This is a genomic window from Thiocapsa sp. (assembly GCF_022340925.1).
GTDB lineage: Bacteria > Pseudomonadota > Gammaproteobacteria > Chromatiales > Chromatiaceae > Thiocapsa.
In genome coordinates, this window is sequence record NZ_JAJDNA010000024.1 from 13,289 (window position 1) to 40,161 (window position 26,873).

The following is a 26,873-nucleotide window of genomic DNA, read 5'->3' on the forward strand; positions in this document are numbered from 1 at the left end:
CGCCGGTCCGGTTCCACGCTTCCGCGGAGACCAGCAGCATGCCCAGCGCCCCGAGCCGCGCGCTCGAGACCTTCCCGAACCCCCAACCGGGGCGTGATTACAGCATCCGGATTCGGATCCCGGAGTTCACCTGTCTCTGCCCCAAGACCGGCCAGCCGGACTTCGCCGAGCTGACCCTGGAGTACGTGCCGGAGGCGCGCTGCGTCGAGCTCAAGGCGCTCAAGCTCTATGTCTGGTCCTATCGTGACCAGGGTGCCTTCCACGAGGCCGTGACCAACCAGATCCTCGACGATCTGGTCCAGGCCACCGAGCCGCGTTTCATGCGCCTGACCGCCGAGTTCAACGTCCGCGGGGGGATCTACACGACCGTGGTTGCCGAGCACCGGGCGGCCGGGTGGGAGGCGGCGCAGCCCGTTCGACTGCGCTGATTGCCGGGACGGCCGGCGCAGACCAGCGGATTCTGGGGATGACCCGGGAGCAGCGTTCGGCAGCCGACGACGCCCTGTTCGTCGGCCTCGACGTGGGGACCTCCGGCTGTCGCGCTGTGGCGATCGACCGGGCCGGCTGCGCGCGTGCCCTCGCGCGCAGCCCGATCGACGCCCCCCTGAGACCGGCCCCGGGGTGGTGCGAGCAGGACCCCGAGGTGTGGTGGCAGGCGGTGCTGGGTACCCTGAGGCGCCTGGGCGCGGAGCTGCCCAAAGGCCGGCCCGCCTGCATCTGCCTCGACGCGACCTCGGCAACCCTCCTGCTCGCCGCGCCCGACGGCGCCCCGGCCGGTCCCGCGCTCCTCTACAGCGACCGGCGGGCTGCCCCGGAGGCGGCCCTGATCGACCGGGCCGCCCCGCCCGACAGCCCGGCGCGCGGCCCGACCTCCAGCCTCGCGAAGCTCCTGCATCTGCAGGGGAGGTTCGTGGCGCACCGCCGTCTCCTCGCGCTGCACCAGGCGGACTGGATCCTCGGACGCCTCACCGGCCGCTACGGGGTCAGCGACTGGAACAACGCACTGAAACTGGGCTATGACGCCGAGCGCCTCGGCTGGCCTGACTGGGTCCGCGACCTGATCCCGGGAGACATCCTGCTGCCCGAGGTCCTCCGGCCGGGGGCCCCGGTCGGCCCGCTGGCCGAGGCGGTCGCGGCCGAGCTGGGCTGGTCGCCTGCCACCCGGGTCCTGGCGGGGACCACGGACAGCACGGCCGCGGTGATGGCGGCGGGCGCTGGTGCGCCAGGCGATGCCGTCACCTGCCTCGGCAGCACCCTGGTCCTGAAGATCGTCGCCGCGCGTCCGGTCACGGCCTCGGCCTACGGGGTCTACAGTCATCGCCTGGGTGAGTCCTGGCTGGTCGGTGGCGCCTCCAACAGCGGCGGCGCGGTCTTGCGCCGGTATTTCAGCGACCAGGAGATCGCGTCACTCAGCCTGGCGATCGACCCTGAGCGCCCGTCGGGGCTCGACTACTATCCCCTGCCCGCCCCAGGCGAGCGCTTCCCCAGGCACGACCCCGACCTCGCACCCCGGCTCGCGCCCCGCCCCGCCGATCCCAGTCGCTTTCTGCATGGCCTGCTGGAGGGGATCACGCGGATCGAGGCCGAGGGCTATGCGCGGCTGGCCGAGCTCGGTGCTCCGCCACCCCGGCGAGTCCTCAGTATCGGCGGCGGCGCGCTGAACCCCACCTGGACACGCCTGCGCGCGCGCATCCTCGGGATCCCGGTCCTGCCCGCCGAGCACCAGGACGCCGCTTACGGCGCCGCCCTGCTGGGACGCGCCCGTTGCGGGGCGCGATGAGTGCAGCGCAAGCCCGGTGACCCTCGCCGGTGCGTGGCCAGCGTCCCCCATCGGGCTGACCGAGCAGGGACGCAACACCGGCGCCGTTCGACCCATCGGGCTGCGGCAAGTCCTCGCTGGTGCGGGCGGGGGTACTGCCGCGATTGAAGGCGGCGAGAGCCGGCGAAGCCCCGGCGGACAGCGTCAACTGGTGGGATGCCATGGCCTTCTGCCATTGGTTGGGTCTGCGCCTGGGCTTCGAGGTCCGGCTGCCGACTGAATTCGAGTGGCAGTGTGCGGCCCTCGGTGCTGACCCTCGACCCGGCGAGCCCAAGCGCTTCTATCCCTGGGGCGCCGGCCGGACTCGCTCCCCCGGCGCTACGCCCTCGCCCGCCTACCCGTCGGGTCCGCTGCGCGGACCAATCCACCCGACGGTATTCATTCCTTCGTGAATTCCTTCTTCAGCCACCCCCCGCGTTTCGAGTAGTCGCTATACCCCCCCGGCAATCGCCAGACCGCGTGGAGGTGATCGGGCATCAGGACGACGGCCTCCATGTGGAAAGGCCATTGCCGGCGGCATTCGAGCGTCACCTCCCGAAGCAGCGAACGGGCGCCTGGGATGGCCAGGATTGGCGCGCGAGACTCTGTGACCAGGGAAAAAAAGAAGGTCCCGCCGTGGACCTCGGCGCGGCGCCAGTTGATCATCGCCAATTGCCTTGAGCCCTTGATCCGCGCGGTGGACGTTACCGCCCTGCCTCGCGGCTTTCCGGTCCGCACAGCGGACCCTGCGTGTCTGCGGAGCCCGCCGGTGGGTGGCAACGCCCAAAAAAACGCGCCTAGACGGCGCTGCCGATGAGGATCCCCGCGAGCCTGCCCTGCTCCATGTACATGCGCCCGCTCAATCGGTTGCCGTCGGGCTTCTTCCAGAGCCACTCCAGCGCCTCCTGAAGCCGGGAGAGCCACAGCTCACCCTCGCGGATGCTCTGGTCGTCCTTGAAGACGCAGAGCCCGACCTTCTCGAGCCGGGGGCGCAGGCTCGCCGCCGCTTCGGGATCGTTGCGGCTGTCACTCAGGAAGATCTGGTCGCGGTCCGTCACGGCGCGTTACGAGGGGTTCCCCGCTGTTGCGATCACCAGGTACGGGCCAAAGGTTACCCTCTGGCGGGTCTCAGCGGTCGCGTCGGTGGGGGATCCGCTGCGCCGAGCCAGCCGGTTTTCAGGACCGGGTCGCCATCCAAGCGCGCGGCGGCCGGTTTCACCGGATCCCCGGCTGGTCTAGTCTTGGGGAACGAGCCCACCGGCACGGCGAGGCGCCCGGCCCGGGCGCGCGAGGATGCGTATGTCGAAGCCCCCGCTGCTAGTTCACCTCATCTTCCATCCGGCATCCGCGGACGCCCGTGAGCTGGCCAGGACGATCCATGGGGCCCTGAACGCGGACCCCGCGGTACCGGGTCTGCGGGTCCCCACGGTCTTCTGCCCGACGGACGGGATCGCCCCGCCGGGGCACTACGACCTCGACGAGGCCGAGCGGAGCCTCGCGGTGGTGCTGGCCGACGCCTGGGTGGTCGATCGGGACAGCGGTCAGGAGCGCACCTGGTCGCGCTTCATCGGCGACATCTGGGATGCCTGCCGGGGGACGCCGCACCGGTTCTTCCCGGTTCAGCTCCACCCGGCTGCCTGGGGCTTCGATGACCGGCTGGGCGGGACCAACTTCGTCCGTGCCTTTGCCGAGGCGGACCAGGCCGCGCGGGATGCCCTGGTGGTGCGGCGCCTGGTGATCGAGCTCTGCCGTGAGCTGCGGGACTGGGACTCGCTGCAGGAGCCGAGCGTGGAGGCGAAGGGGCCGGTGGCGCTGTTCCTCAGCCACACCAAGCTGGACATGGAGGTCGAGCCGAGGGTCACGAGCGCACTGATCGATTATCTCAAGCATGACCAGCCGGTACGCGCCTGGGTGGACGCGGGTGACATCGATGCCGGCTCCCCCTTTGCCGAGGCCATCGAGCGCGGCATCGACGACAGCTCGCTGCTCTGCGTGCTCACTGACAACTACTCGACGCGCGAGTGGTGCCGCAAGGAGATCATCCTGGCCAAGCAGCATCAGCGCCCGGTGGTGGTGGTGGCCGCCTTCAGCCGCCAGGAGGTGCGCAGCTTCCCCTATCTCGGAAACGTGCCGGTCCTGCGCTGGCCCTGCATCCCCCCGGACCAGAGCGAGGCACAGAAGGCGGCGGTCAATCGCGCCTCCGCCGTTGCCGCGGTGGACCTGCTGCTCAAGGAGACCCTGCGTTATCTGCACGCCACGGTGCTGCTCAAAGCGGTCGCGCACCAGGGTGACCTGATCTCCGCCCGGCCGCCGGAGCTGCTTTCCCTGCTCCAGGCCAGGGGCGCCAAGACGGTGCTCTACCCGGACCCGCCACTCGGTGCGGAGGAGCTCGCGCTGCTCAGCGAGACCAGGGTGCCGACCACCACACCGCTTTCCCGGCTCGCCGCCGAGCGGCCGCTCCAGGGCGCGCAGATCGCACTCTCGATGTCGCAAAGCACCGACATCCTGCGGTTCGGATTCGACGAGGTCCATCTGGAGGGCGCGATGGTCGAGCTCTCGCGCTATCTCCTCCTCAAGGGTGCGACCCTCGTCTACGGCGGGCACCTCGGCGACGAAGGCTATACCCAGGTGCTGTTCGAGCTGGTCCGCGCCCACCATTGTCTGGAGGGGGTCGACCGGGTCGAGCGCATCGTCAACACGGTCGGCTGGCCGCTGCCCTACGGTCAGGAGCTGGTTGCCCGGTACAGTCTCGTCGCACGCCTCCAGCACATCCCTCGCCCGGGTGACCTCGACGCCTGTCCCGGCAAGGCAGTCGCCGACGCGGTCGAGGCGAACCCCTTCCCGCCGGATCAGTCGCCGGAGCACCGCTACTGCTGGGCGCGCGGCATGACCCGGATGCGCGAGGCCCAAGCCGCGAAGGACGGCGGGATCGCCGCCCGGATCATCCTGGGCGGCAGATTCGGGCCGCCCGGGGAAGGTCCCGGCTCGGACGAGCGGTGGTATGCGGGCCGCGTCCCGGGCGTCCTTGAAGAGGTCGTCCTGTCGGCGCGGGCGGGTCAGCCGGTCTTCCTGATCGGCGCCTTCGGCGGCGCGGCGACCCTGGCCATCGATCTTCTGGAGGGCAGGGAGAGGTCGGAGGCGACCTGGGACTATCAGCGGCGCGCCCCCAATGCGGAGGCAATGCGGACACTCTACGATCGCTGCGGGCAGGTCTGGTGGGACTACCCGGAGATGGTGCAGCTCCTGCGCGGCACCGGGGCCGCCGCCATCAACCCCCTTCTCAGCGAGGCCGAGAACCGCGAGCTGTTTCACACCCGCAACGTCGCGCGCATGATCGAGCTGATCCTGAAGGGTCTCGGCAACCTCAGCGCCGCCGCAGGCCGCTGAGAGGAGTGGCGATGAAGATCTTTGTCTCCTATGCGTCGGAACAGAAAGAGACCGCGGAGCGGATCTATCTGAAGCTCGTCAACGTGGGTCACGACGTCTTCTTCGATCGCCGTGACCTGCAGCCCGGACATGCCTTTGACGCGAAGATCAAGGACCGGATCGAAGGCGCCGACCTGTGCGTGTTCATCCTGTCGCCGGAGTCGGTCGAGCCTGGGTCCTATGCGCTGACCGAGCTGGATCTCGTCCGGCGCAAGTGGCCCAGTCCCGAGGGGCGCGTGCTGGTGGTTGATCTCGGGAATCTCGAAGGTCGGGACGTTCCCCCGTACCTGCGCTCGAACATCTATCTCTCGCCTGCGGGCGACGCCGCCGCGGAGACGTTTTTCGCGGTCCAGAGAATGGCCGAAAGACTGGCGACATCGACCCCGGCCGAGTCGGGAAGACACATTCGCGCCGCGGGGCAAGGGGTGCGCTGGATGCCATCCGCCGTCTTCGCGGTTGCGGTCGCCGTCGCCGTGGCGATCGGGCTGTGGGCCGTCTACCAGCTCTCGCAAGGGCCCGACCAGGTCATCAACGCCACCGGAGGCGGGGTGGCCGCGGGGGGGGGCATCAGCGTTGGCGGAAACCTCAACATCGAGGGCGCCGAGCGTGCGCCCGAGGCGGCCGAGTAGGCCGTGGGCGGACGGCTGAGCCTCGCCGCCGCCGGTTTGGCAGTGGTTGCGCTCCTGTCATGGGCGCCGCCGGCCTCCGCGGAGACCCGGGTCTCCGCCGTCTGCGGTGTGGCGGCCGGAGGCTCGATCAGGGTGGGCGGGTCCATCTCGATCATCTGCACGCCGCGCGCGCTGCTCGATCTCATCCACGAGCAGCAGGCCTTTCGTGACGCCCAGTCGGAACGCATCAAGCAGATCGCCACGGACCTGAATCTCAGCCGTTGCGAGGCGGAGGAGCTGGTCGCGGCAGTCGCCAGGGAGCCGCCCCCTCCGGGGGAGATCGGCGAATGGCTCGCGCGGCTGGCCCGCGAGCGCCGGAGCCGGCCGGCGCCCGATCAGGATCGGGTGCGTGAAGACGGGATCGCGGAGCAGGGTTCCATCGATGTCGAGCGCCATCTCGCCGTCGGTATCCCGCCAGAGGACCTGGAGGAGCTCATGCAGCAGGTACGGCGCGTGGATGAACGATACCTCGCACGGCTGGAGGGATTGGCGAGCGACCTGCGCTTCAGCCGCTGCGCCACCGCGAACTTTCTCGCGATCCTGGGCCAGAAGGAGGTCCCCCCGGAGCAGTTGTCCGACAAGCTCACCGAGATTGCCAACGGACACCTGAAGCTTGTCGAGCGGCTGCGGGCGCTGACGACGCGCGATCCGAAGATTGCGGAATTGCGCGCTCGGGCGACTGCCGCCATCGCGGGTGGCGACTACGAGACCGCAGACCGGCTGTTGCGGGACGCGGACGCAATCGTTTCGCGGAGTGCCCCCGCGGTGTCCCCGGTGATGCGCGACAAGGCCCAGATTGTTGCCGCTCGCGCCGAGCTGGAGCGGGCCCAGCTCCGCTACATGCCGGCTGCCGAGCTGTTCGAAGAGGCGGCCAGCCATTTCGAAACAGCCGGCAACGCACCGGACCAGGCACGCTATCTCGACCTCGCCGGAGGCGCTTACCAGGACGCCGGACTCTATACCAGGGCCCAGACGCTGTACGAGGAAGCGCTCCAATGTAGCGAGAATCACCAGGACGAGGTCCCGGAGGAGGCGGTCATCACGATCCTGAACAACATCGGGGGCCTGTATTTCGCCCAATCCGATTATACCAACGCGATCGACCGCTTCAGCCAGGCGCTGCAAGCCACGCGATGCGGCGAGGGGTTGGACGCCGGCGTGCAGGTCGCGCTGGAAGCGGCGAGTCACGGCGGTCTGGCCGATGCCAAGGTCACCATCAACGACTTCGACTCGGCCGAGGACCATTACGCCCAGGCCTTGTCCCTGACGGAGCTGGTGCACGGCGGGGATCATCCGACCCTGGTGCCCATCCTCACGAACTGGGCCTGGCTGGAGACCATTCGCGGCGAATACGGGCGCGCCGAGTCCCTGTATCTCCGCGCGGTCGCGATCAATGACACCCGAGACCCGGCCGGGCCTCTCGAGGCGGCCGCGACCCAGAACAACCTGGCCGGTCTCTATTACAGCCTGCGCAGGTACGACGAGGCAGAGTCCCTCTGGACGCGCGTGAAGGGCGTCTATGAAGCGCAGCTCGGCGAGGATCATCACGCCACGCTCGTTGTCAGTCAGAATATTGCCAAGGCACTGATGAAAAGAGGCAAACTTTCCGAGGCCGAGCGTCTCTACGATCATGCCCTCGCCGTCTGGGAGACGAATGCGCGAAAGAAGAGGCAGGTGGAGAAGACGCACCTCGTGATCGCCTCGCTCCATGCCGGCCTCGCCGATCTTTACGTGAGACAGCACCGCCTCGACGAGGCCAAGAAGAAATATGACAAGGCGATCTCACTCGCGGAATCGCAGCTGGGTGACGATGAGATCGTCGAGCAGAGCCTCGTGATTGCCGGCTACGAGAACGATCGGGCGGTGGTCTACGAGAGGCTGGGCGATCTCGAAGCCGCCCGGGACGATCTGCAGCACGCGCTCGGGACGATGGCTTCCAAGCTAGGTGAAGACCACCCCGACTCCGGAACCGCCGCCAGCAATCTCGCCCGTGTATTGATGCGTCTGGGGCGTCTCGACGATGCCGTCCCGCTCTACCGCACCGCCATCACCGTCGCCGAACGGTCGCAGCGACCGCCGCTGGTCGCATCACGCAGCCGCAATCTGGCGAAGGTCTACCAGGGATTGGGAAACCTGGCTGAAGCGCGGCGGCAGCTTGAGAAGACGAGGCGGATCTACCAGGAGCTTGGCCCGGAGTATGCCGAGCGACTCGAGGCGGTGGAGGGGGAGCTCGCGGCGCTGGACGGGGAGGCAGGACGCTGAAGCGAGCAGCCGACAAGGTCTGCTGCGCCTTGTCCCGCGGGGTCCTGGTTCTGTTGCTCACCGGCTGCGGCGCGGCGCACCAGGCCTTCGAGCGCGCTGCGTCGCAAGCCGGCCTGGAGCGGGCCGAGGTGCAGGGACGCGGCTATCGACACGCCCTCTATTCCAGGCCGCGCCAGCCGATGGTCCATGGTCCAATCCACGTCTATCTGACCGGGGACGGCAGGCCTTACGCCCATCCAGGGGTGGCGTCCGCCGACCCGACGCCGCGGCAGTCCGTGGTCCTGCGGCTGCTGGCTCTGGATCCCGCCCAGGTGTTCGTTCTCGGCCGCCCCTGCTATCACGGCTACGCGGATGCGCCGCCCTGCTCGCAGAACCTGTGGACCCATGCCCGGTACGGCGAAGCGGTCGTCGCCAGCATGGCCGAGGCGCTGACCCAGGCCGTCCCCCTGGACCACGGGCTGGTGCTGATCGGCTTCAGCGGCGGTGGAGCCCTGTCGATGCTCCTCGCCGCGCGCGTCCCGGAGGTGGTGGCGGTGGTCACGCTGGCCGGTAACCTGGACATCGACGCCTGGGCGGACGTGCATGGCTATACACGCCTTAGGCGGTCGTTGAACCCTGTCCGGGAATGGCCGCTGTCCGAAGGAGCCGTGCAATTGCATTATGCCGGCGCGCAAGACAGGCAAGTGCCTCCCGCCCTGTCGCGCGAAGCTGTGAGGCACACCGGCGGCGAGCTCGCCCTGTTGCCGGAAACCAGGCATCAAACGGGCTGGGAGCGCCATTGGGCGGGCATCCTGGCGGAGCTCGACCGCCGGCTCGACCGGCGGCCGTGAGCTTGGCGGCCGCAGCGGTCAGAAGGTCTGGCTGAGGCCGATGCTGAAGAAACTCTCGTCGCGCCAGTCGTGATCGAGGGTGCCTGTATAGGCGGCGTATAGGGTCGTTCCCTGATTGAGCTGGGCGGTCAAGGAGGCGTCGATACGGAAATAGTCCGGATCCGCTTCGTTGGTCTGGAAGCGGATGAATTTGTCGTCGATCTTATTGACGAGATTGGGGTCGAGGTCGATCAGCTCGGCATTGATGGTGCGCGTGTCGCTTTCGAGCTCGTGTACATAGCTCAGTGAGGCGGAGGGCAATAGGCGGCCGTTGGGAATCGGCACTTCATGGAGAAGCGTTGCCGTCAGAGCGCCGTCGAGCGTGGAATACTTGTCGTCGTCATAGCGGAGATTCGCCGATTCGCCGTCGCGTGACTGGGGCAAAGCGCCCGTCTCCGAATAACCGTCGATCTCATTCCGCTGCCACGAAAGCCAACCGCTCAGCGTGAGCAGCGTCTGCTCCTGCAGCGGCCAACTGTAACCGGCGCCTCCGTAGAGTCCGTAATTCAACCCATCCGTGCTGCCGCGCGCCGTGTTCAGCCGCCCGGTTTGAACCTCCGTGGCAGGATCGAAGATGGGAAAAGTCCGCTCCGTCTCGATGTCCATGCCGGCGTAGCGAGCCACGCCGGTCAAGAACAAGCGCCTGTCGGCCAAGGGATAATAGGTGCCGTAGAGCTGCACCCCAAGCTCTTCGGTATCCCTGCTGCCGGCATTGTCCTGAAAGTCGGCGTTCTCCTCGGAGTAGTCGATGGCCGCTCCGGCGAAGTACTGAGTTCCGCGCAGCGTCACACCGAGAACGCCGCCCCAGGTGTCGCTGGTGAAACCCGTGACGCCCTGCACGTTACCCGACAGTCCGCCAGTTGGACCCGTCAGGTTCTCGCCGTCGTAGTCCTTGTTCCCGTAAAGCAGCGAGACAGAAACGTCGAAGGGGGGACCGTCACCCGATCCGCCTCCGGTCTCCGATGCCTCGTCCTCGAGCAGCTCCTCGGTCACGGCCAGTGCGATGGTGCGTCGCAGCCCGGTGTCCGAGGTGGACCCGACCAGACCCACCGCGACCGGACCGGCAGGCCGGCAGACGAGCCCCAGCTCGGGGTCTTGCGTACACGCCGCCCGCACCCCGAGTGGCCAAGCAACGGCCGCCGCCAGCCCTATCGACCAAAACGCCCTGGGAATTAGTGCCACATTAGCATCCTCCGAACGATGAGGCGATTTGCGTCCCAGCAGACGCTATCCAGAGCGATGCGCCATCGCGATGGTCTCTCCTGCCGCACGCGAGAGGCCAGCCGCGTATTCCATTACCGGCAGCGAATTTCAAGAAGCTCATCTATTGAACACCGGCGTTTTGCCAGTGTAGGCGCAGATTCGGTTGTGTCAACCTAAGGAAATGCTGATATTGCAGCGCTTCCCGAATTGGAAGGCTACTGTCAACTATTCCCCCGATTCCTCGATATCCATTCGGGCGGGCGCGCCGGATCCGACTCCTTAAAGCCCGGCGGTGACCAGCCACGTCTCACTGAAGGGTTGAAACTGCTCCGGCGCCAATCGCCCGGGCGCCGCACGTCACCACGCTTCACTGGGTAAGACTGCCCGGTGATGATTGCTCTCGCTGTCTCCGCTGCCCCGCTCATCCGCCGTCTTGCCAGGCTCGCAGCGCATCGCCGATGCGCGCGAGGGACGCGGCCTGCGGGTGGAAGCGCCTCTTCTTGTGGGTTGCGCCCTCGCTGAGGACCTGAAGCAGCTCGACGAAGTCCAGGATCGACGACAGCTGCCGGTGGCTCACGCCGCGTGCGAGGATGCCGCGCAGCTGCGCGACGAGCTCCTCGGCGCGCTCCTCCAACAGCGCCCCCTCCTCGACCAGCCGGAGCATGTGCACCTCCAGCTTGATGGCATCCGCGGACGCGCTCGGGTACTCGAGCTCGTACTGCAGCGCACGCCGCTCCAGCTCCGTGCACCACTCATCGAACGTCGGGCAAACGTCACCGCGCCGCAGTGTGCTGTAGGCGGTCAGCATGAGCTTGCCGGTCAGCCACAGCAGCCGCCCGTAGGGATCCAGCGGATCGCCGCAGCCGCGGCTGAGCTGCTCCGCTGCCCGCTCGAACACCGACACCAGCTGCTCCAGCTCGGCCTCTCGCTCAGCGGCCGGCAGGGTCTGCACCCGTCGCCAATGGATGCCCGTGAGGGAGCGATAACGCTCGACCGTGAGGCGGCCCTCGGGGTCGCGCTCCAGGTCGCTCAGCGATTTCAGCGCCACCTCGAAGAGCCGCTGCGCCGCCTGCTTCGCCCGGTCCTCGCCGCTGAAGTGGAGGGCTTTGGCGCACCGTGCCTGGTAGCGGGCGCGCCGCTCGATTGCGAACCAGGTGGCGCGGGCGTCCACCGCTCGGATCGCGCGGTCGAGATTCCTCACCGCATCCTCAAACCGGCCCAGCTCGCCCTGTGCGAGGCCGAGGGCCTCGGCCACGTCGCCGCGCTCGCGCCAGTCGTCGCCGCTCTTGTCGGCGACACGCTCCAATGTCTGCTCGATGCGCTGCAGGCGCTCCCGGAGCTGTGCGATGCGCGCGGGGCTCGCCGTCTGGGCATCGGCCAGCAGGTTGTCGAGGTCCGCGACCACCTCGGCCGGGCAGACATAGACGATCGCTGCGGGGCCTTGGCCGCGCCGACCGCCGCCGCCCAGACTGAAGTCGGGGTCGCCGTAACACTGATAGGCGCCCCAGGTGTTGAAGGCGCGGTGCTCCTGCCAGGTCTGCTCGCGGGCCAGACGCACCGCGTCCCCGAACCGCCGCCCGGCCGCCATCTGGCGGTAGAAGGCGTCGGCAAAGGTCAACGCGGCGCGGTCGTTGACGGCCCATCCGGCGGCGATCACTGCGCGCACCCCCATCTCGATGAACTGAGCGGCCAGATTGGCGGCGAGCCGATGGGGCTGATCCCGGTCGGAATCCTTCCGGGTGCCGTCTAGGCTGCCGAGGTGACAGCAATTGAGGAACACCAGCTCGGGGACACGGCGCATCTTTTCCACGTCGCCCGGGGTCAAGACCATGCCCTCGCCGATGATCATGCCGCTGACCAGATCAGGCTCCTGCACCGTTCCCGCCAGCGGCTGCCCGCAGGCGTCGCACCGGCGCTGGGCGCGGCTCTCGAGCAGGTGGTGGTGCACGCCATGCCCCGCGAGATGGAGGATCTGGTAGGCATCGGCATGCAGCGCGACCATGACCTCCTCGTCACGCGGCTCGATCAGCTGGGTGACCCGGTAGCCGGACTGCACCAGCTGGCCGGCCACGCGCCTGGCCTCGTCGCGTGCCCCGGGCAGGGGTACGAAGTCCGAACGGGGATCACCGATGACCAGGGCCGAGCGGCCCAGCGACATGATCGGCTCGGCCCGGTAGCTTGGCGTCTTGAGCTGGCGCAACATCCCGAACTCCACCGCTCCGGGCTTGCGGCCGTCGCTGCGCTCGGAGCGCGTCGTGGCACGCTGGCCCGGAAGCGGCTGGGACCAGCGGTCCTCCAGCATCTCCCACGGGAAACGAGCCGCCTCCTTGTCGAGCACCAGCACCAGGTTGCTGCGCAGCACGCTGCCGTCCTTGAGTCGGTTCGGCAGCAGCATCTCGAAGAGCGTGCGGTTCACGTCCGGGTCGTAGGCGGTGGCGGCGGAGGCACGGGCCACGAAACGGTCGACCAGCTCGGCCTGGGTCGGCACCAGGGTCTCCTCGGCCCGGGCGCGCTGGGTCAGCAGGGTAAAGCGCAGCGCGCCGCGCTCGTCGCCGAGCACCTGCAACCGATGCCACCACTCCTGGTCCTGCCCGGAGGCGCGCACTCCCCGATTGCCACCGGTGCCCTGGCGCACCAGCTCCGTCACCTCGAAGCCTCCTGCCAGCTCGGGGTCCTGATCGATCTGAGCGAACGCACGAGCGGCACTGATGGCGCGGTCCTCCCACAGCTCGACCAGCTCAAGGGTCGCGATATGCACGCTGTCCGCCTGGCCGGCCTGATCCAGGGTGGAGTTTGCCTCAAAAACGCCGCGCAGGATCGCCAGCACCGAATCCTGGACACTGATCCCGCCGGCACCGGTGCCGATGAGGAGGCTCGAGATAGCGATCCGATGCGGTCCGCCCGCAGGATCCCCGCCCTCGACGATCTGGCGCGCCAGCTCCAACAAGGCGCGCGCGAACGTGGCCGAGAGCAGACTGGGGGTCAGACCGCCGACCTCGCCGAGGCCGACGACCAGCGCCCCGGGCGGCTTTCCCGACGGTGACGGATGGTCGAACAGGGCGTGGCTGCCGGCCGGCCCCGGGTAGAGGCCCAGCGCCTGGCGGGCGCTGAGCCGACCACCCAGCACGCGGTCCAGATAGGCCTCGGCGCCGATGATGGTATCGCCTTCGTAGTGACCGACCGCGACCCGGTGCTCGGCGAAGGCGAGGCTGCCGTGGGTGACCGAAACGCGCACGGCGCGCCGCGCGGGCGCCCGCGAGGGCGCCCGGCCGATACCCAGCGCGGTGCGCACCAGCATGGCTTCGTCCGGATAGTAGGCGGGCTCCCGGTCCACCAGCTCCCGGCGGACATCGGTGCCGCGGGAGACCGGCTCCTCACGCTGGAGTGTCTTGGCCTCGGTGCGACCCTGCTCGAGCAGGTCCGCGATGGCGGGAAACAGGGTCCGCTCGTTGACCAGGTCGCCGTGGCCGATGCCCGGCGCGTACCAGGTCGGCACGCCGGGCAGCAGGCCGTCGTCCCACAGCACGCTGCTGTCGCCGCGCTGAGAGACGAAGAAGCGCAGTCGTCTTCTGTCGGGCAGCATCCAGCGTCGATCGACCGTCTCCTCGACGTCACTGGGGGTCGCCGGCGCCTGGCCGGCGACATAGACCATGCCCTGCGGGTCGACCGCCCGGTCCCGCAGCCATGCGCGCGCCGTGCGCGCCTGCTCCAGCCAGCTCGGGGCCGATGCCTCTGGGCGGCCCTGGCCCGGCAGTCCCCATCGCTCCTCGTCGTGTGCACGCAGCCTGTGCCAGATCCCCGCCGAGAAAAAGTCGCGCGGATCGTCGGGCAACAGCTCCAGCACGCCCGGAAAATCGCGAATGATCTCGAGCAGCTCCGCGCGGTCGTTGGTGACGTCGAGCAGCGCGAGCTGCTTGAGCGTCGCCGCCTGCGAGACCAGCAGCCGGACGATCTCCCAGGAGCCCCGGTTCGGGGTCCCGAGCATGACCAGGCGCCCGCCCAGTGCCAGGATCCGCTGCCACAGCTCCGGTCGCTCCGCGATCATGGCGCGGGCAACGAGACCGCCCATCGAGTGAGCCAGGATGCGCACCGGCTGATTGCCGGCCTCGGCCCGCTCCAGCGCGCGATCGACCTCCTCCGCCAGCAGGGCGGCCGCCTCGCGCACCGAGCGCCGCCAGTCGAACGGAAATGGCAGGACGTCGTGTGAGCGGTCCAGAAAGTCGAGCAGATCCCCGTAGGCAAGGCCGAGCAGGCCCGTGGGCTTGATCGCAAGCGGCTGATCCATGCGCAGTCGCTCCAGCTGCCCCAGAGCGATCCGTCCGAGGGACAGCCAGACCTCCTCCGAGAGGTCGCGCACGGCGAGCGAGCTGCCCATCACACCGGGAAGCACGAACAGCACGGGCCGCCGTCCGGAGACGCCACGCGCGCTGCGTGCAGGCGCGATCACAGGTGCTTCCGCCAAAGGCTGGTAAAGCCTGCCCGGCAGCGTCCCGCGTAATCCGAGCAGCAGCGCATCCACGGTGATCGGCTGCGCCGCGGCGCCCCCGCCTTCGTCTGCTTGAGCGGGGATGCCGAAGTAGTTGAAGTGATTGACGTCGGCGCCCTGGTCGAAGCAGTACCAGCCGCGTGTCCGTCGTACCCCTCCGTACATCGAGCCGGTGTTGACCACCAGGTCGTGATCGCCGGCGAAGAACAGATCGGGCAACAGCAGCTTGAGGCGGCTCCAGGGGCCTGCTTCCTCGATATCACCCGAGATCACCGCCAGCTCCGACTCGTCCCAGATCCTGAGGTCCGGACGGTTGAGCAGGGCCACCAGGGGGGATCCCGGCATCATCGCCGCCAGACCCGGCAGGGACTCGGCATCCTTGGGTTTCTTGACCACGGCCAGGATGAGCTCGATCACCGCCTCGCCGACGGCGTTGCTCAGAATCGGCAGCTTGGAGATCAGGTGAGAGACCACCGACAGCCAACGGTCGAGCCGTCCCGAGGCGAGCGTGGTCCCGCGGGAGGGGCTGGCGACCCTGACGAACCGCTCGACCCGCGGGCGCTTCCTGCGCAGCTCCTCGAGCAGCTGCGGCAGGTCCCGCTGGTCGTCGGCCGGGAAGCGCGCCAAGTCCTTCGGCGAGAGCAGGCTCGTCTCCGAGATCAAGGGTGCCAGACACAGCAGATCGCCGACCAGCCCGCCTCGAGAATGGCTGACCAGGTGCAGCCGTGCATCGGCCGGCAGGCGCTTGGCCAATGCCAAGGCGTTGGCGATGGGACTCTCGGTCAGGGTGCGATGCTCGAACCCATAGATGCGGCCGGGGTAGCCGGCCTGCAGCGCGGCCGCGGGTCCAGGTGCCTTGATCAGCTCACCGAAGCTGCCGAGGGTCGAGGAAAAGGTGCCATGCAGGAGGATCAGCAGCGGGGCATCGTCTGAGCCCGGGGGCAGCGGCCCCTCGACGGGCCGCCACGCCTCCGGCACCCAGGGCCTCGGGACCCCGGGGTCGAGCTGCAGAACCAGGTTGCCGCCCTCTGGCTCGACCGCCTTGGCGGTGGCTGAGACCAGTCCCTCGACGGGGTCGAAGCCGAAGATCTTCAGGCCCTTCAGAACCCAGCCGGCGACGCCCCGCTGCGAATCGCCGCCGCCGAGCCGCGGCCGCAGCGTCAGCCCGCCGTCGCGCGCCTCCTCGCCGAGCTCACGCCGCAGGTCGTCGCCGCGGATCCAGAGCGTGAAGCCGTCGTCCAGCTCAACGGCGACCACATCAGCGGGGTCGACCTTGACCTTGATCTCGGATCCTTCGTCGCGCGTCTCCGAGAGCCGTATCGAGGTCACCCGAGCGGTGACATCGAGTGGCGAGAAGGTCCGGTACCCAGTCTCCCCGGTCTTCCCGGGCAGGACGTACTCCGGCGTCTTGTTCTCTTCCGACATGACTCTCCCCCCTCCGCTCGGGTGGGCCATGACACACCGATGGCCCGACCAACTGCCCAGGGGCGGCCGCCTGTCCCTTGGCGTCCGTGCGTCAGGTGGCGCGCGTCGGATCGACTGGCCCGCTGCCACCGCGGCTGCATCCGGCCTGGGTCCCGGGACCGAGCCGCGTTCGAACGCGCCAGGGGCAGACGTGCCCGCCCTCGCCTCCCTGCTCAGCGCGAAATCGATGCAACTCCGCAGGCACTACTATAGTCGCAGCCGCGGGAGATGGGATTGGGAACCCGTCTCGCCGACGGTGTTGTATCGGGTGCGAGGCCGCGGGGCGGTTGATTCTCGCGCCTGTCCCCGTCGTCGCTCGCCGAGCATCTATGCTTTAGCCATGTGATGGTCAAAGCAGAGCGGAGCGACGATCATGAGCGGATCGAAGCATCATCATCTCCGGGCGTTGCTGCTGGCGGGTCTCGTCTGGATCGTGCCGGCCACACCGGCAATGCCGGAGGAGGCCAGCCCCTGCCAGGGCTCCATCGACCAGCTGCTGCGTACCTATGAGCAAGACGCGGATTTCCGGGCGCTGACGGATCGGGCCCTGGCCAACGTTCAGCCGCTTCCCGGTGACTACGGACCCAATGTGTGGCGCGGCAAGGATATCCGTTATCTGGCGGATTTCCTCGCGCGCTGGTGCACCTTCCTCCCCTCCATCGACGGCTCCCGCGACGACGGGTTGAGGTACATCAAGGAGTTTGCGGGCTTCTACTACAGGAACGAGTACGGAGTGGCCTTCGTACAGCGGAGTCCCGGACGGGAGATCACCGAGCGCTTCGCCCGCGAACGCGGCGCCTTCATGGACAGCGAGGGCTCGACATCGAGGATCGCGGACTGGTTGGCGGAGCCGCGGATTGAACGCGACGATTATCACCTGCCGGATCCGTCAGGGCCCGACGGGGGGTTCACCTCCTTCAACGCCTTTTTCTCCCGTTCCCTGAAGGATCAGGCGACGAGCCGCCCGCAGACGATGCCGGATCGGGACTATGTCATCACCGCGCCGACCGATTGCATCATGAATGCAGTCCCTCACCGCATCACGGACCTGCAGTCCGACATCCCGACCAAGTTCAACTCAGCCCTGAATATCGTCGAGATGCTCGACGGCTCGAAATACGCAGAAGGCTTTGTCGGCGGCACCGCCCTCTCCTGCGTGCTGATGCCCGGCACCTACCACCGTTATCATGCCCCCGTGAGCGGTCAGGTGGTGGAGGCGAAGATCATCGAGGCCCCCTCGTTCGGCTACGACGACTTCCCCGCCTGGGTCCCGGCCAGCGGCAATGTCGGGTACGTCGGCACCGAGTTCGGCCAGTTCGAGCACTTCCAGCGCGGTTACTTCGTCGTGGATACCGGACAATACGGGCACGTTGCCCTGGTGCCGATCGGGCTGAACACCATCAGCTCCGTCGTGTTTCACGATCGGTTCAGTGAGCTCGACACGCCCGTGCCCGTGCAGCGCGGTGACGAGCTCGGCCACTTCCTCTATGGTGGGTCGCTCTTTCTCATGATCTTCGAGCCCGGCCGTTACAGCTCCGGCGCCATCCAGGTGAGGCTCGGAAACCAGATCGGCATCTTCGACACGCCGGGGGAATGAAGCCGGTCTGCACCGTCAACCGCAGCAGGGTTGGTTGGTGACGGGGCCCCTGGAGCCCGCTCGCGTTCCATCCAAGCCTTGTCGGGGGCGAAGAGTCACATTTGCTCGCAGCCCAGCGTCGGTTGCGCCGGGGAAGGCGGCGCAAGGATCGGCCCGCCGTTTCCAGATCGGGTAGCGCAGGGCGCCCGGAAAGAAAAGGCCGGGCAACCACTTGGTCTGCCCGGCGAGAGGAGGGAAGGAGGGAGCGTCAGTCAGCCGCGCATGTCGCTATTTCCACAGAAAGCTCATACCGACGGTGACGATGTGGTTTCCGTCAGAGGTGTCCGAGGCGTCTTTTAACGACAGATCGTCGAAATACCACTCATACCGGTAGCGGGCGACCAGTGCCGTGTTGTCGCTCAGAAAATACTTGAAACCGAGGGCGGGGCCGGCTGTCCCGGTCGCGTTGTCCTCGTTGTAGGCCGCACCCACGAAGGCGCCGATGAAGGGGCGGAAATTCGGATTGGCGGTCTCGAAGTTGTAGTTCACGAACGGGATGGTGCTCGCGGTCCAGGTGTCCGAGCCTTCGTCCACGAAGCTGTAGTTCAGGGTCTGGCGGAGGCCGAAATTGAACCGGGGGGCGAAATAGTAGCCGACCGAGACATCGGCATTCACCGTGCCGATGTTGCTGCCGGAGGTATGTGAAAAGCCGCCGGTGAACTCGACCTCTTTGTCGCCCTGATCCTGAAAGGCAGCGGCGCCGGTCGACACGGCGAGGGCCGCGGCAAAGCTCGCAGCGGCAAACAGTGGACTGCGGGTGGAGGACGTCATCTTGTTACTCCAGGCGATGGTTGCGCTTCGAAATGCCCCTGTGTGATGGGCACTCCCGTTTATGTGGCGCGCCAGCAACATGTGGCGCTCACTGTTGCGTGAATGATAGCAGGTGTGTGCAAGAAGGCAACAGCGATTTCATGTGGTTTTTTGGCCTAAATGCTCAGCCCCCGGGTGTCGGAACCTGCGGCTTGCTCGACCGCTTCGAGCGCGCTGCGTGCACTCAGTCTCGGCACTGACCGCGTCGGGCTCGGTTGACTGGCTTCGGCATCGGGCGGGGGGTCAGGGCCGGGATCGGCGGTGAAGGCTGTGCCTGTGTTCGACTAGCGCATGCGATCGATGAACGCCTTGCCCTGCTGGATCATCGCGGCCTTGACGGCCTTGGCGAGGACCGGCCGGGGGAGCGGCTCGCCATCGATGGTCATGGTCTCGGGTGAGGTCGCATAGGCGGACAAGGGGTCGCTGAGCATCAACGCGGTGTCGTCCACCGCATTGTACCGATAGTGACAGACGGCCTGTCGCGGGTGTTCGTTGCCGTCAGCCTCAAACCCCAGGACGACCGAGAGGCCGGAATAGCGCTGCGGATTGGTCTTGACCTGGTTCCAACGCACGGTCCCCGGATCGTCGACCTGGGTCATGACCAGCTGTTTGCAGAAGCTGATGCGCACATCCTCGCGCGCGCCAGAGCAGCCCGCCGCCAGAACGGTCCCGAGCAGGACGCAGCTGAGGGTGCGGATCGATGACTTGGTCGTTTCCATCATGGCTTGGCCTCACTCTCCGGTCCCGGCCATTGGAACCGAAGAGGCGCGGCGGGCGCAAATCTGGCGACGTCTGCGTGGGCACGAGCATCCGTTGCGGGCTGGCGGAGCCACGCGAGTGTTGCGCCGCAACATCCGTGGGCGTTTGAAAGCGCCGCCCTCCGCGGCGTGATCCTGCCCGGAGCGAGCATGACCGATGGGTTTCGCCTCATGAATCCGACGCGGCTCTCGGCAGCTGCACCCGGGCCGACAGGCCGCCCGTGTCCACGGCCTCGAAGAGGAGCGTGCCGCCGCAGGCATCGACGACGTCCCGCGTGATCGCGAGCCCGAGGCCGCTGCCGTCTCGGCGTTCGTCCAGGCGCAGGCCGCGCTCGCCGAGACGGGACAGCTGCTCCGGCGGAACACCCGGGCCGTCGTCTGCGATCTGGATCTCGACCCGGTCGCCCAGCCTCACCCGGACATGCACCTCTGACTGCGCCCATTTGGCGGCGTTCTCCAAGAGGTTGCCGAGCAGCTCCATCAGATCATCCGCGACGAGCGCGGCACGGGCCTGCGGCGGCGCGACCACCCGCCAGTCGAGCCGCGCGCCCTCCGGGGTCCGCTGGAGCGTCCGCAGCAGACGACGGATGGCATCGACCACGTCGGCATGGGCTTGACGGACATGGGCCCCGGAGCGCACCCGGGCGCGCACCAGCTCACGCTCGACGCGCCGACGCATGCTTGTCGCCAGCAGCTCCAGATCCTCGGCCAGGGCTGCGTTGCCCCGCTCACGCAGACGCTGGGCATCGGCGACCAGCGCACCGAGCGGGGTCTTGAGGCCGTGGGCGAGGTCCGCGGTCCAGGCCCGGGCGCGGTCGACCGCCTGCTCGCGCTCCATCAGCAGGGCATTGACCTCGCCGACCAGTGGCATGACCTCGTCGGGATAGGCCTCGCCGAGTCTCCTGGCCCGGCCGGAACGGATCGCGCCGAGACCGCGCCGAACCGCGTCGAGCGGCGCCAGCCCGGTCTGGACCTGGACGAAGGTCGCCGCAGCCAGGACCAGTGCGATCAAGAGGAGGTAGGGCAGCATGTCCGCTGCGAAGGCATCGCGCGCGGACGCGAGCTCGGCCCGATCGACCCCGACCATGAGGCGCAGGGACAGGGTCTTCCCACCCGGCTTCAAGAGGATGCGCCGCTCACGCACCAGGAGCCGCTGCGAGCCAGGCCCCGTGGCCTCATGGGCATGGACGGTCCCGGGCTCCAGGTCATCTGCGGTGAGCTCCACCAGCTGGTCCCAGAGCGAGCGCGAGCGCAGCAGCCCAGGGTGCCCGACGCCGTCGATCTGCCAATAGAGTCCGCTCAGGGGTTGGCCGAAGCGCGGGTCGGCCGGCTCGCGGGTCAGCGCGACATCGCCCTGGGGCGTCACCGTCACCGCGGCCGCGAGCTGGTTGAGCTGTACGCGCAGCTCCTCTCCGATGCGCCGCTCGACATGTCGCTCGAAGAGCGTGACCAAGCCGAGCCCGGCGACGACGAGGGCCAGTGTGATCGAGAGGGCGGCACCGATCCAAAGGCGTGCGCGCAGGGAGCGACCGGTCACCTTGAAGCGCGGCCGGCGTGATCTGGGGCTGTGCGGTTGCCGACCGGGCGCTGCGGCAACCCATGGTCTCGCCGTCGACGCGGCTTCGGTTTCCTGTCCTTCATCACCGCGTCCCGCCGATCGCCGCGGGTGAACGGCAGGCTGGGTTGACGCGCACTGGAGCAAGTCATGTCGGGCGCGGTTCCGCATCGCCCCGCTCCGGCTCGACCAGATAGCCGAAACCCCGGCGGGTCTGGATGAGATTGATTCCGAGCTTGCGTCGCACCCGCCCGACCAGGACCTCGACGGCGTTTGAGTCGCGCTCGAAGTCCTGGGCATAGAGTTGCTCGGTCAGCTCGAGCTGCGACACCACCCGCCCGGCGTGCTGCATGAGATAACTGACCAGGCGATATTCCTGCGGTGAGAGGTGGACGGGGACACCCTCCACACTCACGGCCATCCGGCGGGTGTCGAGCACGACCGGGCCGTTGACGATCACCGCGCTGGCCTGGCCCGCGGCGCGGCGCACCAGGGCGCGCAGCCGGGCCAGCAGCTCCTCCATGCGAAACGGCTTGGGCAGGTAGTCGTCCGCGCCCGCGTCGATGCCTTCCACCCGTTCGTGCCAATCGCCGCGCGCGGTCAGGATCAGCACCGGGAAGCGCTGGTCGTTTGCCCGCCATTTGCGCAGGATGGAGAGTCCGTCCATGCCCGGAAGCCCCAGATCCAGGATCACCGCCGCATAGGGCTCGGTATCGCCCTTGAACCACGCGGCTCGGCCGTCGGCCGCGCGGTCCACGACGAATCCCGCGGCCGTCAGTGCGGCGACAAGGCCTTCGGCGAGGCGCTCGTCGTCCTCCACCAAGAGCAGCCGCATCAGTCCTCCTCCACTGCCAGGATCCGCCCCGTCGCGGCGTCGACCAGGATCTCGAGCAGTCTTCCGCTCGCAGTGATGACCTTGAGCTCATAGACCCAGTGCGGGCCATCGCGATGACCTTCGCGCTCGAGCTCCACCTCGATCACCTCACCGGGCACCTCTGCCGAGACCCCCTGCAGAATCTCCGCGATTGGGCGGACCTCGCCCCGCTGAAGCGCATCCCGGGCGCGATCCTGGTCGTGGGCAGGGCGCACTCCGCCGGCGTGTCCGAGCCGGTCCGCGAGCGACGGGTGCGGCATCACGGCCATCACGAGGATGGCGGCCAGGTTCAGCCGATGGAGCCTTCGGATCCACATGTCGCCCATTATGGACGCAATCGACCTGACCGTTCGCTGACAAGACCGCTCAGGGTCTGGTCAGGCCAGCTCCCGTAGTCTGCACCCCAGGCCAAGCTCCATCGCGGCCTGAAACCCGGCGGTGCACACACACAGGAGAGCGAATTGATGATGACTGAACACGCGTTCGCAGCGACGACCGAGCGACACGAGACCCCGGAGCGCATCCGCGTCTGGGACCCATTGGTGCGGATCTTCCACTGGACGCTGGTGGCCGGTTTCGCCACTGCCTTCGTCGTCGAGGACGCCCTCCTCGGCGTCCATGTCTGGGCCGGCTATCTGGTGCTGACCCTGATCGGCGTGCGTCTGGTCTGGGGCCTGATCGGCACCCGCCACGCCCGCTTCAGCGATTTCGTGCGGAGCCCACGCCAGGTCCGCGCCTACATCGCGGATGCCTTGCACCTGCGCGCCCCGCGCTATCTGGGCCATAACCCGGCGGGGGGCGCCATGGTCGTCGCCCTCATGGTCGCCGTCGCGGCGACCGGACTGACCGGCATGGCCGTCTATGGTGCCGAAGAGCTTTCCGGCCCCCTGGCCGGGACGATGCGTGCCCTGGCTCCGTCCTGGGGCCATCGCTTCGAGGAGGTCCACGAGGTCCTGGCCAATCTCACCCTCGGGCTCGTCGTCGTCCATGTGGCCGGTGTGCTCTTCTCCAGCTTCGCGCATCACGAGAACCTCATCGGTGGCATGATCAGCGGGTTCAAGCGGAGGGATGCCTGATGAAATCCGTCCTCCCCGCAATCCTCTTCGCCGCCGGCGTGCTGGCCTCGCCGGGGGTGCTCCGCGCGACCGACGCGGCGGCCGGCGCCGCCGCCTGGGTCAAGGCATATCCCCAGGCGGACGGCTCCGCGGGCCGCAGCTGCGTCACCTGTCACGGGCGTGACCTCACCGCGCCGGGTCGCCACGCCGTCACCCACAAGGTCATCGAGCCGCTTGCGCCGTCGATGAATCCGCAGCGGCTCACCGACTCGGCCAAGGTCGAGAAATGGCTGCTGCGCAACTGCCGCTGGACCCTCGGGCGTGAGTGCAGTCCGCAGGAAAAGGCCAACTTCATCAGCTATATCCGCACCCAATAAGGGGAGCCACACGAGATGCCCACATCCACCCGAATCCTCATGATGATCGCCGCGGCGCTGCTCTCCCTGGGCGCCGTCGGCCTGGCGCTCGGCGACGACGATGAAGACGACGAGGCGCGCGGAGGCTGGCTGAGGCCGCGCGCCGACGTCGCGCCGGTCACCAACGAGACCTACGTCCGGGAATGCGGCTCCTGCCACATGGCCTATCAGCCGGGGCTGCTTCCGGGGGACGCCTGGATCCTGATCATGCAGCCCACTTCCTTGGCCGCGCACTTCGGCGACGACGCCTCCCTGTCGGAGGACCTCCGCGCCGAGATCGCCAGCTATCTCAAGGCCAACTCGGCCGATCGGGCCGGGCGCTCGCGCTCGCGGGCCTTTGCCGTGGCGGCGCGTCCCGATGCCGCCGGCCAGGGTACGGGGCTGCCGCGCATCACCCGGACCCGCTACTTCCTGCACGAGCATGACGAGATCCCGCCGCGGCTGGTGATCGGCAACCCCGACGTGGGCAGCTTCAGCCAGTGTGACAGTTGTCATCGGGGTGCCGCCGACGGCGTCTACAACGAGAAACAGGTGTCGGTTCCCGGGCACGGCCGCTGGGAGGACTGAGTCCCCGAGCGATCCGACGCCGTCGGCGACGCGCGGGTCATCCTCGAAGCCGCGGATGGCCCGCCGCCATGCCGATCCGCGCGGCCCGTGTCGAGACATTCACGACACGCCGGCTCGGTTCGTGCCGACCGACGGAGTCATTGCGCGACGTCAGGAAAAACGGGATCGATCTGAACTAGGCTTGCTGTTGGTATACGGCCGGTGACAGGGTTTGTCTGGGCCTCCAATGGATGCCGGCCCGGCCCCAGCCCATCTTCGGAGCGATATCATGCGAGCCTCGATCGGCGCTCTCGCCTGTCTCCTCTCGACCGCACTCCTCAGCGGCGGCGTGCATGCGCGCGACAACTGGCCGACCCCCCCGGCGACCGACCTGCAGCGTCCACAGGTCTCCGGTCCGCTGCAGGGTGGCACGGCGGACCACACCAAGTTCGAGGAGCTTCGGGGTCCGTTCAGCTCCGGGCCGGAGGTCACCAAGGCCTGCCTGGACTGCCATACCGAGACCGGCGGCCACTTCATGCGCAACATCCATTGGACCTGGTCTTACACCAATCCGGACACCGGCCAACAGCTCGGCAAGCGCTACCTGATCAACAACTTCTGCACCAACGCCCGCGGCAACGAGGGGATGTGCGCCCAGTGCCATGCCGGCTACGGCTGGAAGGACGAGAGCTTCGACTTCAGCGACGAGACCAACATCGACTGTCTGGTCTGCCACGAGACCACCGGCACCTACTACAAGACCCCGAACAGTCTTGGCAGCCCCGCCTGCTCGGTCATGTTCGAGGGCAAGCCGCCGATCGATCTGGCGGCGGTGGCACAGAGCGTGGAGCTCCCGCAACGCGCCAACTGCGGTGCCTGCCACTTCAACGGCGGCGGCGGCGACAACGTCAAGCACGGTGACCTGTCCTCGGCCCTCAAGAGTCCGCCGCGGACACTAGACGTGCACATGGGCGTCGATGGTCTGAACTTCGCCTGCACCGCCTGCCACATCACCAACCGCCATGTCTGGGCCGGCAGCCGTTATCGCGTCGTCTCCAAGGACACCGAGGGCACCGGCAAGCCCGGTCAGCGCACCGACGTCGCCACCTGCGAGTCGTGCCACGGTCTCGCGCCGCATCCGGTGGATTCGCTTGCGCGCTTCAAGCTCAACGATCACGTGCAGAGCATCGCCTGCCAGACCTGTCATATCCCCGAGTTTGCCCGCGGCGGCGTCGCGACCGTCGTCGATTGGGATTGGCGCACCGCCGGGAGGACCAGGAACGGGGAGGGCTATCATGAGGAGGGCTACATCCAGGCCAACGGCGACCACCGCTACACCTATAAGTCGATCAAGGGCAACTTCACCTACGACGAAAACCTGGTCCCCAGGTATGCCTGGTTCGACGGCCAGATGCTCTACACCACCATCGACACCCGGTTCGACCCGCAGGCCGAGTCGATCGAGATCAACGGCTTCACCGGCTCGCGCGAGGATGCCCGATCCCGTATCTGGCCGTTCAAACGCATGCAGACCTGGCAGCCCTATGACAAGGGCAACGGAACCCTGGTCTACACCCACCTGTGGGGTGAGGACGATGCCGCCTATTGGGGTAACTACGACATGGCCGCGGCCATCGAAAAGGGCATGGCCGATTTCGGGTTGGACTACTCGGGAGACTATGGCTTTATCCAGACCATCTCCTGGTGGCCCATCACCCATATGGTCGCGCCGAAAGAGCAGGCGCTGGCGTGCGGCGACTGCCATGCCCCGACGGGCAGCCGGCTGGCATCGGTGGAGGGTGTCTACATGCCCGGCCGGGATCACAACCGCTGGCTCGACATCATCGGTACCCTGCTGGTCGCAGGGATCCTGGGCGGGATTCTCATCCACGGCCTGATCCGATTCTTCTCGCCGAAAAACGCCTCCGCAGGGGAGCACCACTGATGGCCACGCACCGCGTCAAGATCTTCAGCCTGTTCGAGCGCTTCTGGCACTGGACCCAGATGCTCCTCATCTTCGTCCTGGTGATCACCGGTTTCGGGCTGCATGGCTTCCATCACGTCTTCAGCTTCCAGGATGCCGTGACCCTGCATACCGCCGCCGCCCTCTCGCTGCTGCTGCTGTGGGCCTTCAGTGTGTTCTGGCTGTTCACCACGCGAAGCTGGCGACACTTCATCCCCACAGCATCGGGCATGTGGGGGGTGCTGCGCTTCTACAGCTATGGCATCTTCAAGGGCGAGCGCCACCCCTACCGCAAGGCGTACTGGCGCAAGCACAACCCGCTTCAGGCCCTGGCCTACCTGATGCTGAAGATCGTGCTGTTCCCGGCGATCTGGGTCACCGGCCTCGCGTATATGTTCTATTTCGCCTGGCGCGACATGCCGCATGCCACGCAGTGGCTTAACGGCATCGCGGAGGTGCACACCGCGGCGGCCTTCCTGATCCTCGCCTTCGTGTTCATCCACGTCTACATGCTGACGACCGGGCACTCGTTCCGCGACCACCTGATGCCGATGATCACCGGCTTCGACGAGGTGGATCTCTCGCCGGAGGAAGAGGCCTATCTGCGCACGGACCAGCCCGCGGACATCCGTTGATCCTGACGCGGCCACCGGCCAGCAATCAAGCGACCGAGAAACGCGGACCTGCCGCGTCAACAGAACGACGGAGTGGCATCCGCCGACAGCGGCCAGGACGCGCTTCCGCGCCCGTGGAGCTGAGCCTTTACGCTTGGTGATTGGCGGCCCCGTGTTTGCCTGGAGGTGCGCATGGCCCAATGGTCTGAGCCTCGAGCGCTCGAGATGGCCGCGAACACCTCCGGACTCCTCCGCCTCGCCACCTATGCGTCGGTTGCCACGGCGTGCCTGCTGATTCTGACCAAGCTCGGGGCCTGGCTGGTTACGGGCTCGATCAGCGTGCTCGCCTCGTTGGTCGACTCGACGATGGACGCGGGCGCCTCCGTGGTCAACCTCCTGGCGGTCCGCTGGTCACTCATGCCGCCGGATGCCGGCCACCGCTTCGGCCATGGCAAAGCCCAGGACCTGGC

23 protein-coding genes and 1 pseudogene are annotated in these 26,873 nt (G+C 67.8%); 15 read left to right on the top strand and 9 right to left on the bottom strand.

Annotated features, from left to right (window positions below; all coding sequences use genetic code 11):
- The first annotated feature begins 38 nt into the window (after nt 1–38).
- The 4 genes and pseudogenes from queF (at nt 39) to LJE61_RS15305 (ending at nt 2,211) form a co-directional block, all read left to right on the top strand.
- Entirely contained in the window at nt 39–428 is a 390-nt protein-coding gene (queF, locus tag LJE61_RS03530) for a preQ(1) synthase (protein WP_296909273.1), read from the top strand.
- A 38-nt stretch (nt 429–466) separates the two neighbouring features.
- Nucleotides 467–1,780: an FGGY-family carbohydrate kinase gene (locus LJE61_RS03535; protein ID WP_296909272.1), complete on the top strand. Its 1,314-nt coding sequence runs from the start codon at nt 467–469 to the stop codon at nt 1,778–1,780.
- 95 nt (nt 1,781–1,875) lie between these two features.
- Nucleotides 1,876–1,944: pseudogene (locus tag LJE61_RS15375) on the top strand (nSTAND1 domain-containing NTPase); the annotation flags it as partial.
- Nucleotides 1,924–2,211 (top strand): formylglycine-generating enzyme family protein, encoded by a 288-nt coding sequence (locus LJE61_RS15305; RefSeq protein WP_519972617.1) that lies wholly within the window; start codon nt 1,924–1,926, stop codon nt 2,209–2,211. The pseudogene LJE61_RS15375 and the gene LJE61_RS15305, both read left to right, overlap by 21 nt.
- Here the strand turns inward: LJE61_RS15305 and LJE61_RS03540 are convergent.
- Both LJE61_RS03540 and LJE61_RS03545 read right to left on the bottom strand, forming a co-directional pair.
- Nucleotides 2,198–2,464, bottom strand: coding sequence for a hypothetical protein (locus tag LJE61_RS03540; RefSeq protein ID WP_296909271.1), 267 nt, complete (start codon nt 2,462–2,464; stop codon nt 2,198–2,200). The two genes, LJE61_RS15305 and LJE61_RS03540, sit on opposite strands and share 14 nt — an antisense overlap.
- A 131-nt stretch (nt 2,465–2,595) precedes the next feature.
- On the bottom strand, nt 2,596–2,856 hold the full coding sequence (locus tag LJE61_RS03545) for a TIR domain-containing protein (protein WP_296909270.1): 261 nt from the start codon (nt 2,854–2,856) through the stop codon (nt 2,596–2,598).
- Between the two features lie 241 nt (nt 2,857–3,097).
- Here LJE61_RS03545 and LJE61_RS03550 point away from each other — a divergent pair, with 241 nt between their 5' ends.
- The 4 genes from LJE61_RS03550 to LJE61_RS03565 are packed head-to-tail and all read left to right on the top strand — an operon-like array spanning nt 3,098 to nt 8,984.
- Entirely contained in the window at nt 3,098–5,185 is a 2,088-nt protein-coding gene (locus LJE61_RS03550) for a TIR domain-containing protein (protein WP_296909269.1), read from the top strand.
- Nucleotides 5,186–5,196: 11 nt separating this feature from the next.
- Complete coding sequence (locus tag LJE61_RS03555; protein WP_296917438.1) at nt 5,197–5,853, top strand: toll/interleukin-1 receptor domain-containing protein; 657 nt, start codon at nt 5,197–5,199, stop codon at nt 5,851–5,853.
- 3 nt (nt 5,854–5,856) lie between these two features.
- Nucleotides 5,857–8,154: a tetratricopeptide repeat protein gene (locus LJE61_RS03560; protein ID WP_296909267.1), complete on the top strand. Its 2,298-nt coding sequence runs from the start codon at nt 5,857–5,859 to the stop codon at nt 8,152–8,154.
- Between the two features lie 29 nt (nt 8,155–8,183).
- The gene (locus tag LJE61_RS03565) at nt 8,184–8,984 is read left to right on the top strand and encodes an alpha/beta fold hydrolase (protein WP_296909266.1); all 801 of its coding nucleotides are present in this window, start codon (nt 8,184–8,186) and stop codon (nt 8,982–8,984) included.
- 18 nt (nt 8,985–9,002) lie between these two features.
- Here LJE61_RS03565 and LJE61_RS03570 read toward each other — a convergent pair whose 3' ends face one another.
- Both LJE61_RS03570 and LJE61_RS03575 read right to left on the bottom strand, forming a co-directional pair.
- Nucleotides 9,003–10,205 carry an autotransporter outer membrane beta-barrel domain-containing protein gene (locus LJE61_RS03570; RefSeq protein WP_296909265.1) on the bottom strand — a complete coding sequence of 401 codons (1,203 nt, stop codon included), beginning with the start codon at nt 10,203–10,205 and terminating at the stop codon, nt 9,003–9,005.
- A 442-nt stretch (nt 10,206–10,647) separates the two neighbouring features.
- On the bottom strand, nt 10,648–16,137 hold the full coding sequence (locus LJE61_RS03575; RefSeq protein ID WP_296909264.1) for a DUF7379 domain-containing protein: 5,490 nt from the start codon (nt 16,135–16,137) through the stop codon (nt 10,648–10,650).
- A gap of 412 nt (nt 16,138–16,549) precedes the next feature.
- On the opposite strand from LJE61_RS03575, the gene LJE61_RS03580 reads away from it, so the two are divergent.
- Complete coding sequence (locus LJE61_RS03580; protein WP_296909263.1) at nt 16,550–17,773, top strand: phosphatidylserine decarboxylase; 1,224 nt, start codon at nt 16,550–16,552, stop codon at nt 17,771–17,773.
- Nucleotides 17,774–18,040: 267 nt separating this feature from the next.
- Here LJE61_RS03580 and LJE61_RS03585 read toward each other — a convergent pair whose 3' ends face one another.
- The 5 genes from LJE61_RS03585 to LJE61_RS03605 form a co-directional block, all read right to left on the bottom strand.
- Nucleotides 18,041–18,583 carry an outer membrane protein gene (locus LJE61_RS03585; RefSeq protein WP_296909262.1) on the bottom strand — a complete coding sequence of 181 codons (543 nt, stop codon included), beginning with the start codon at nt 18,581–18,583 and terminating at the stop codon, nt 18,041–18,043.
- 323 nt (nt 18,584–18,906) lie between these two features.
- A complete protein-coding gene (locus tag LJE61_RS03590; RefSeq protein WP_296917440.1) occupies nt 18,907–19,344 on the bottom strand; it encodes a hypothetical protein in 438 nt (145 codons plus the stop codon).
- A gap of 205 nt (nt 19,345–19,549) precedes the next feature.
- On the bottom strand, nt 19,550–20,917 hold the full coding sequence (locus tag LJE61_RS03595) for a sensor histidine kinase (RefSeq protein WP_296917442.1): 1,368 nt from the start codon (nt 20,915–20,917) through the stop codon (nt 19,550–19,552).
- Between the two features lie 166 nt (nt 20,918–21,083).
- The gene (locus LJE61_RS03600) at nt 21,084–21,770 is read right to left on the bottom strand and encodes a response regulator transcription factor (RefSeq protein ID WP_296917444.1); all 687 of its coding nucleotides are present in this window, start codon (nt 21,768–21,770) and stop codon (nt 21,084–21,086) included.
- Nucleotides 21,770–22,126: a PepSY domain-containing protein gene (locus tag LJE61_RS03605; protein WP_296911229.1), complete on the bottom strand. Its 357-nt coding sequence runs from the start codon at nt 22,124–22,126 to the stop codon at nt 21,770–21,772. Before LJE61_RS03605 ends, LJE61_RS03600 begins: the two co-directional genes overlap by 1 nt.
- A 147-nt stretch (nt 22,127–22,273) precedes the next feature.
- Here LJE61_RS03605 and LJE61_RS03610 point away from each other — a divergent pair, with 147 nt between their 5' ends.
- From LJE61_RS03610 to LJE61_RS03635, 6 genes are all read left to right on the top strand, one after another.
- Nucleotides 22,274–22,885 (top strand): cytochrome b/b6 domain-containing protein, encoded by a 612-nt coding sequence (locus LJE61_RS03610; RefSeq protein ID WP_296911231.1) that lies wholly within the window; start codon nt 22,274–22,276, stop codon nt 22,883–22,885.
- The gene (locus LJE61_RS03615; protein ID WP_296917446.1) at nt 22,885–23,241 is read left to right on the top strand and encodes a DUF1924 domain-containing protein; all 357 of its coding nucleotides are present in this window, start codon (nt 22,885–22,887) and stop codon (nt 23,239–23,241) included. Before LJE61_RS03610 ends, LJE61_RS03615 begins: the two co-directional genes overlap by 1 nt.
- 15 nt (nt 23,242–23,256) lie before the next feature.
- The gene (locus tag LJE61_RS03620) at nt 23,257–23,847 is read left to right on the top strand and encodes a cytochrome C (protein ID WP_296911235.1); all 591 of its coding nucleotides are present in this window, start codon (nt 23,257–23,259) and stop codon (nt 23,845–23,847) included.
- A 268-nt stretch (nt 23,848–24,115) separates the two neighbouring features.
- Nucleotides 24,116–25,771 (top strand): tetrathionate reductase family octaheme c-type cytochrome, encoded by a 1,656-nt coding sequence (locus LJE61_RS03625; protein ID WP_296917448.1) that lies wholly within the window; start codon nt 24,116–24,118, stop codon nt 25,769–25,771.
- Entirely contained in the window at nt 25,771–26,424 is a 654-nt protein-coding gene (locus LJE61_RS03630; protein WP_296917450.1) for a cytochrome b/b6 domain-containing protein, read from the top strand. The genes LJE61_RS03625 and LJE61_RS03630 overlap by 1 nt, the downstream gene beginning before the upstream one ends.
- Nucleotides 26,425–26,595: 171 nt before the next feature.
- Nucleotides 26,596–26,873: cation efflux transmembrane domain-containing protein (locus LJE61_RS03635; RefSeq protein WP_296917452.1), on the top strand; the 278-nt coding region annotated here is incomplete at its 3' end.

Excerpts from the sequence above, each read along its gene's own strand:
- queF (WP_296909273.1), top strand. The coding sequence starts at position 39 with ATGCCCAGCGCCCCGAGCCGCGCGCTCGAGACCTTCCCGAACCCCCAA.
- LJE61_RS03535 (WP_296909272.1), top strand. The coding sequence starts at position 467 with ATGACCCGGGAGCAGCGTTCGGCAGCCGACGACGCCCTGTTCGTCGGC.
- LJE61_RS03540 (WP_296909271.1), bottom strand. The coding sequence starts at position 2,464 with ATGATCAACTGGCGCCGCGCCGAGGTCCACGGCGGGACCTTCTTTTTT.
- LJE61_RS03550 (WP_296909269.1), top strand. The coding sequence starts at position 3,098 with ATGTCGAAGCCCCCGCTGCTAGTTCACCTCATCTTCCATCCGGCATCC.
- LJE61_RS03555 (WP_296917438.1), top strand. The coding sequence starts at position 5,197 with ATGAAGATCTTTGTCTCCTATGCGTCGGAACAGAAAGAGACCGCGGAG.
- LJE61_RS03575 (WP_296909264.1), bottom strand. The coding sequence starts at position 16,137 with ATGTCGGAAGAGAACAAGACGCCGGAGTACGTCCTGCCCGGGAAGACC.
- LJE61_RS03580 (WP_296909263.1), top strand. The coding sequence starts at position 16,550 with ATGAGCGGATCGAAGCATCATCATCTCCGGGCGTTGCTGCTGGCGGGT.
- LJE61_RS03585 (WP_296909262.1), bottom strand. The coding sequence starts at position 18,583 with ATGACGTCCTCCACCCGCAGTCCACTGTTTGCCGCTGCGAGCTTTGCC.
- LJE61_RS03590 (WP_296917440.1), bottom strand. The coding sequence starts at position 19,344 with ATGATGGAAACGACCAAGTCATCGATCCGCACCCTCAGCTGCGTCCTG.
- LJE61_RS03600 (WP_296917444.1), bottom strand. The coding sequence starts at position 21,770 with ATGCGGCTGCTCTTGGTGGAGGACGACGAGCGCCTCGCCGAAGGCCTT.
- LJE61_RS03605 (WP_296911229.1), bottom strand. The coding sequence starts at position 22,126 with ATGTGGATCCGAAGGCTCCATCGGCTGAACCTGGCCGCCATCCTCGTG.
- LJE61_RS03610 (WP_296911231.1), top strand. The coding sequence starts at position 22,274 with ATGATGACTGAACACGCGTTCGCAGCGACGACCGAGCGACACGAGACC.
- LJE61_RS03615 (WP_296917446.1), top strand. The coding sequence starts at position 22,885 with ATGAAATCCGTCCTCCCCGCAATCCTCTTCGCCGCCGGCGTGCTGGCC.
- LJE61_RS03620 (WP_296911235.1), top strand. The coding sequence starts at position 23,257 with ATGCCCACATCCACCCGAATCCTCATGATGATCGCCGCGGCGCTGCTC.
- LJE61_RS03625 (WP_296917448.1), top strand. The coding sequence starts at position 24,116 with ATGCGAGCCTCGATCGGCGCTCTCGCCTGTCTCCTCTCGACCGCACTC.
- LJE61_RS03630 (WP_296917450.1), top strand. The coding sequence starts at position 25,771 with ATGGCCACGCACCGCGTCAAGATCTTCAGCCTGTTCGAGCGCTTCTGG.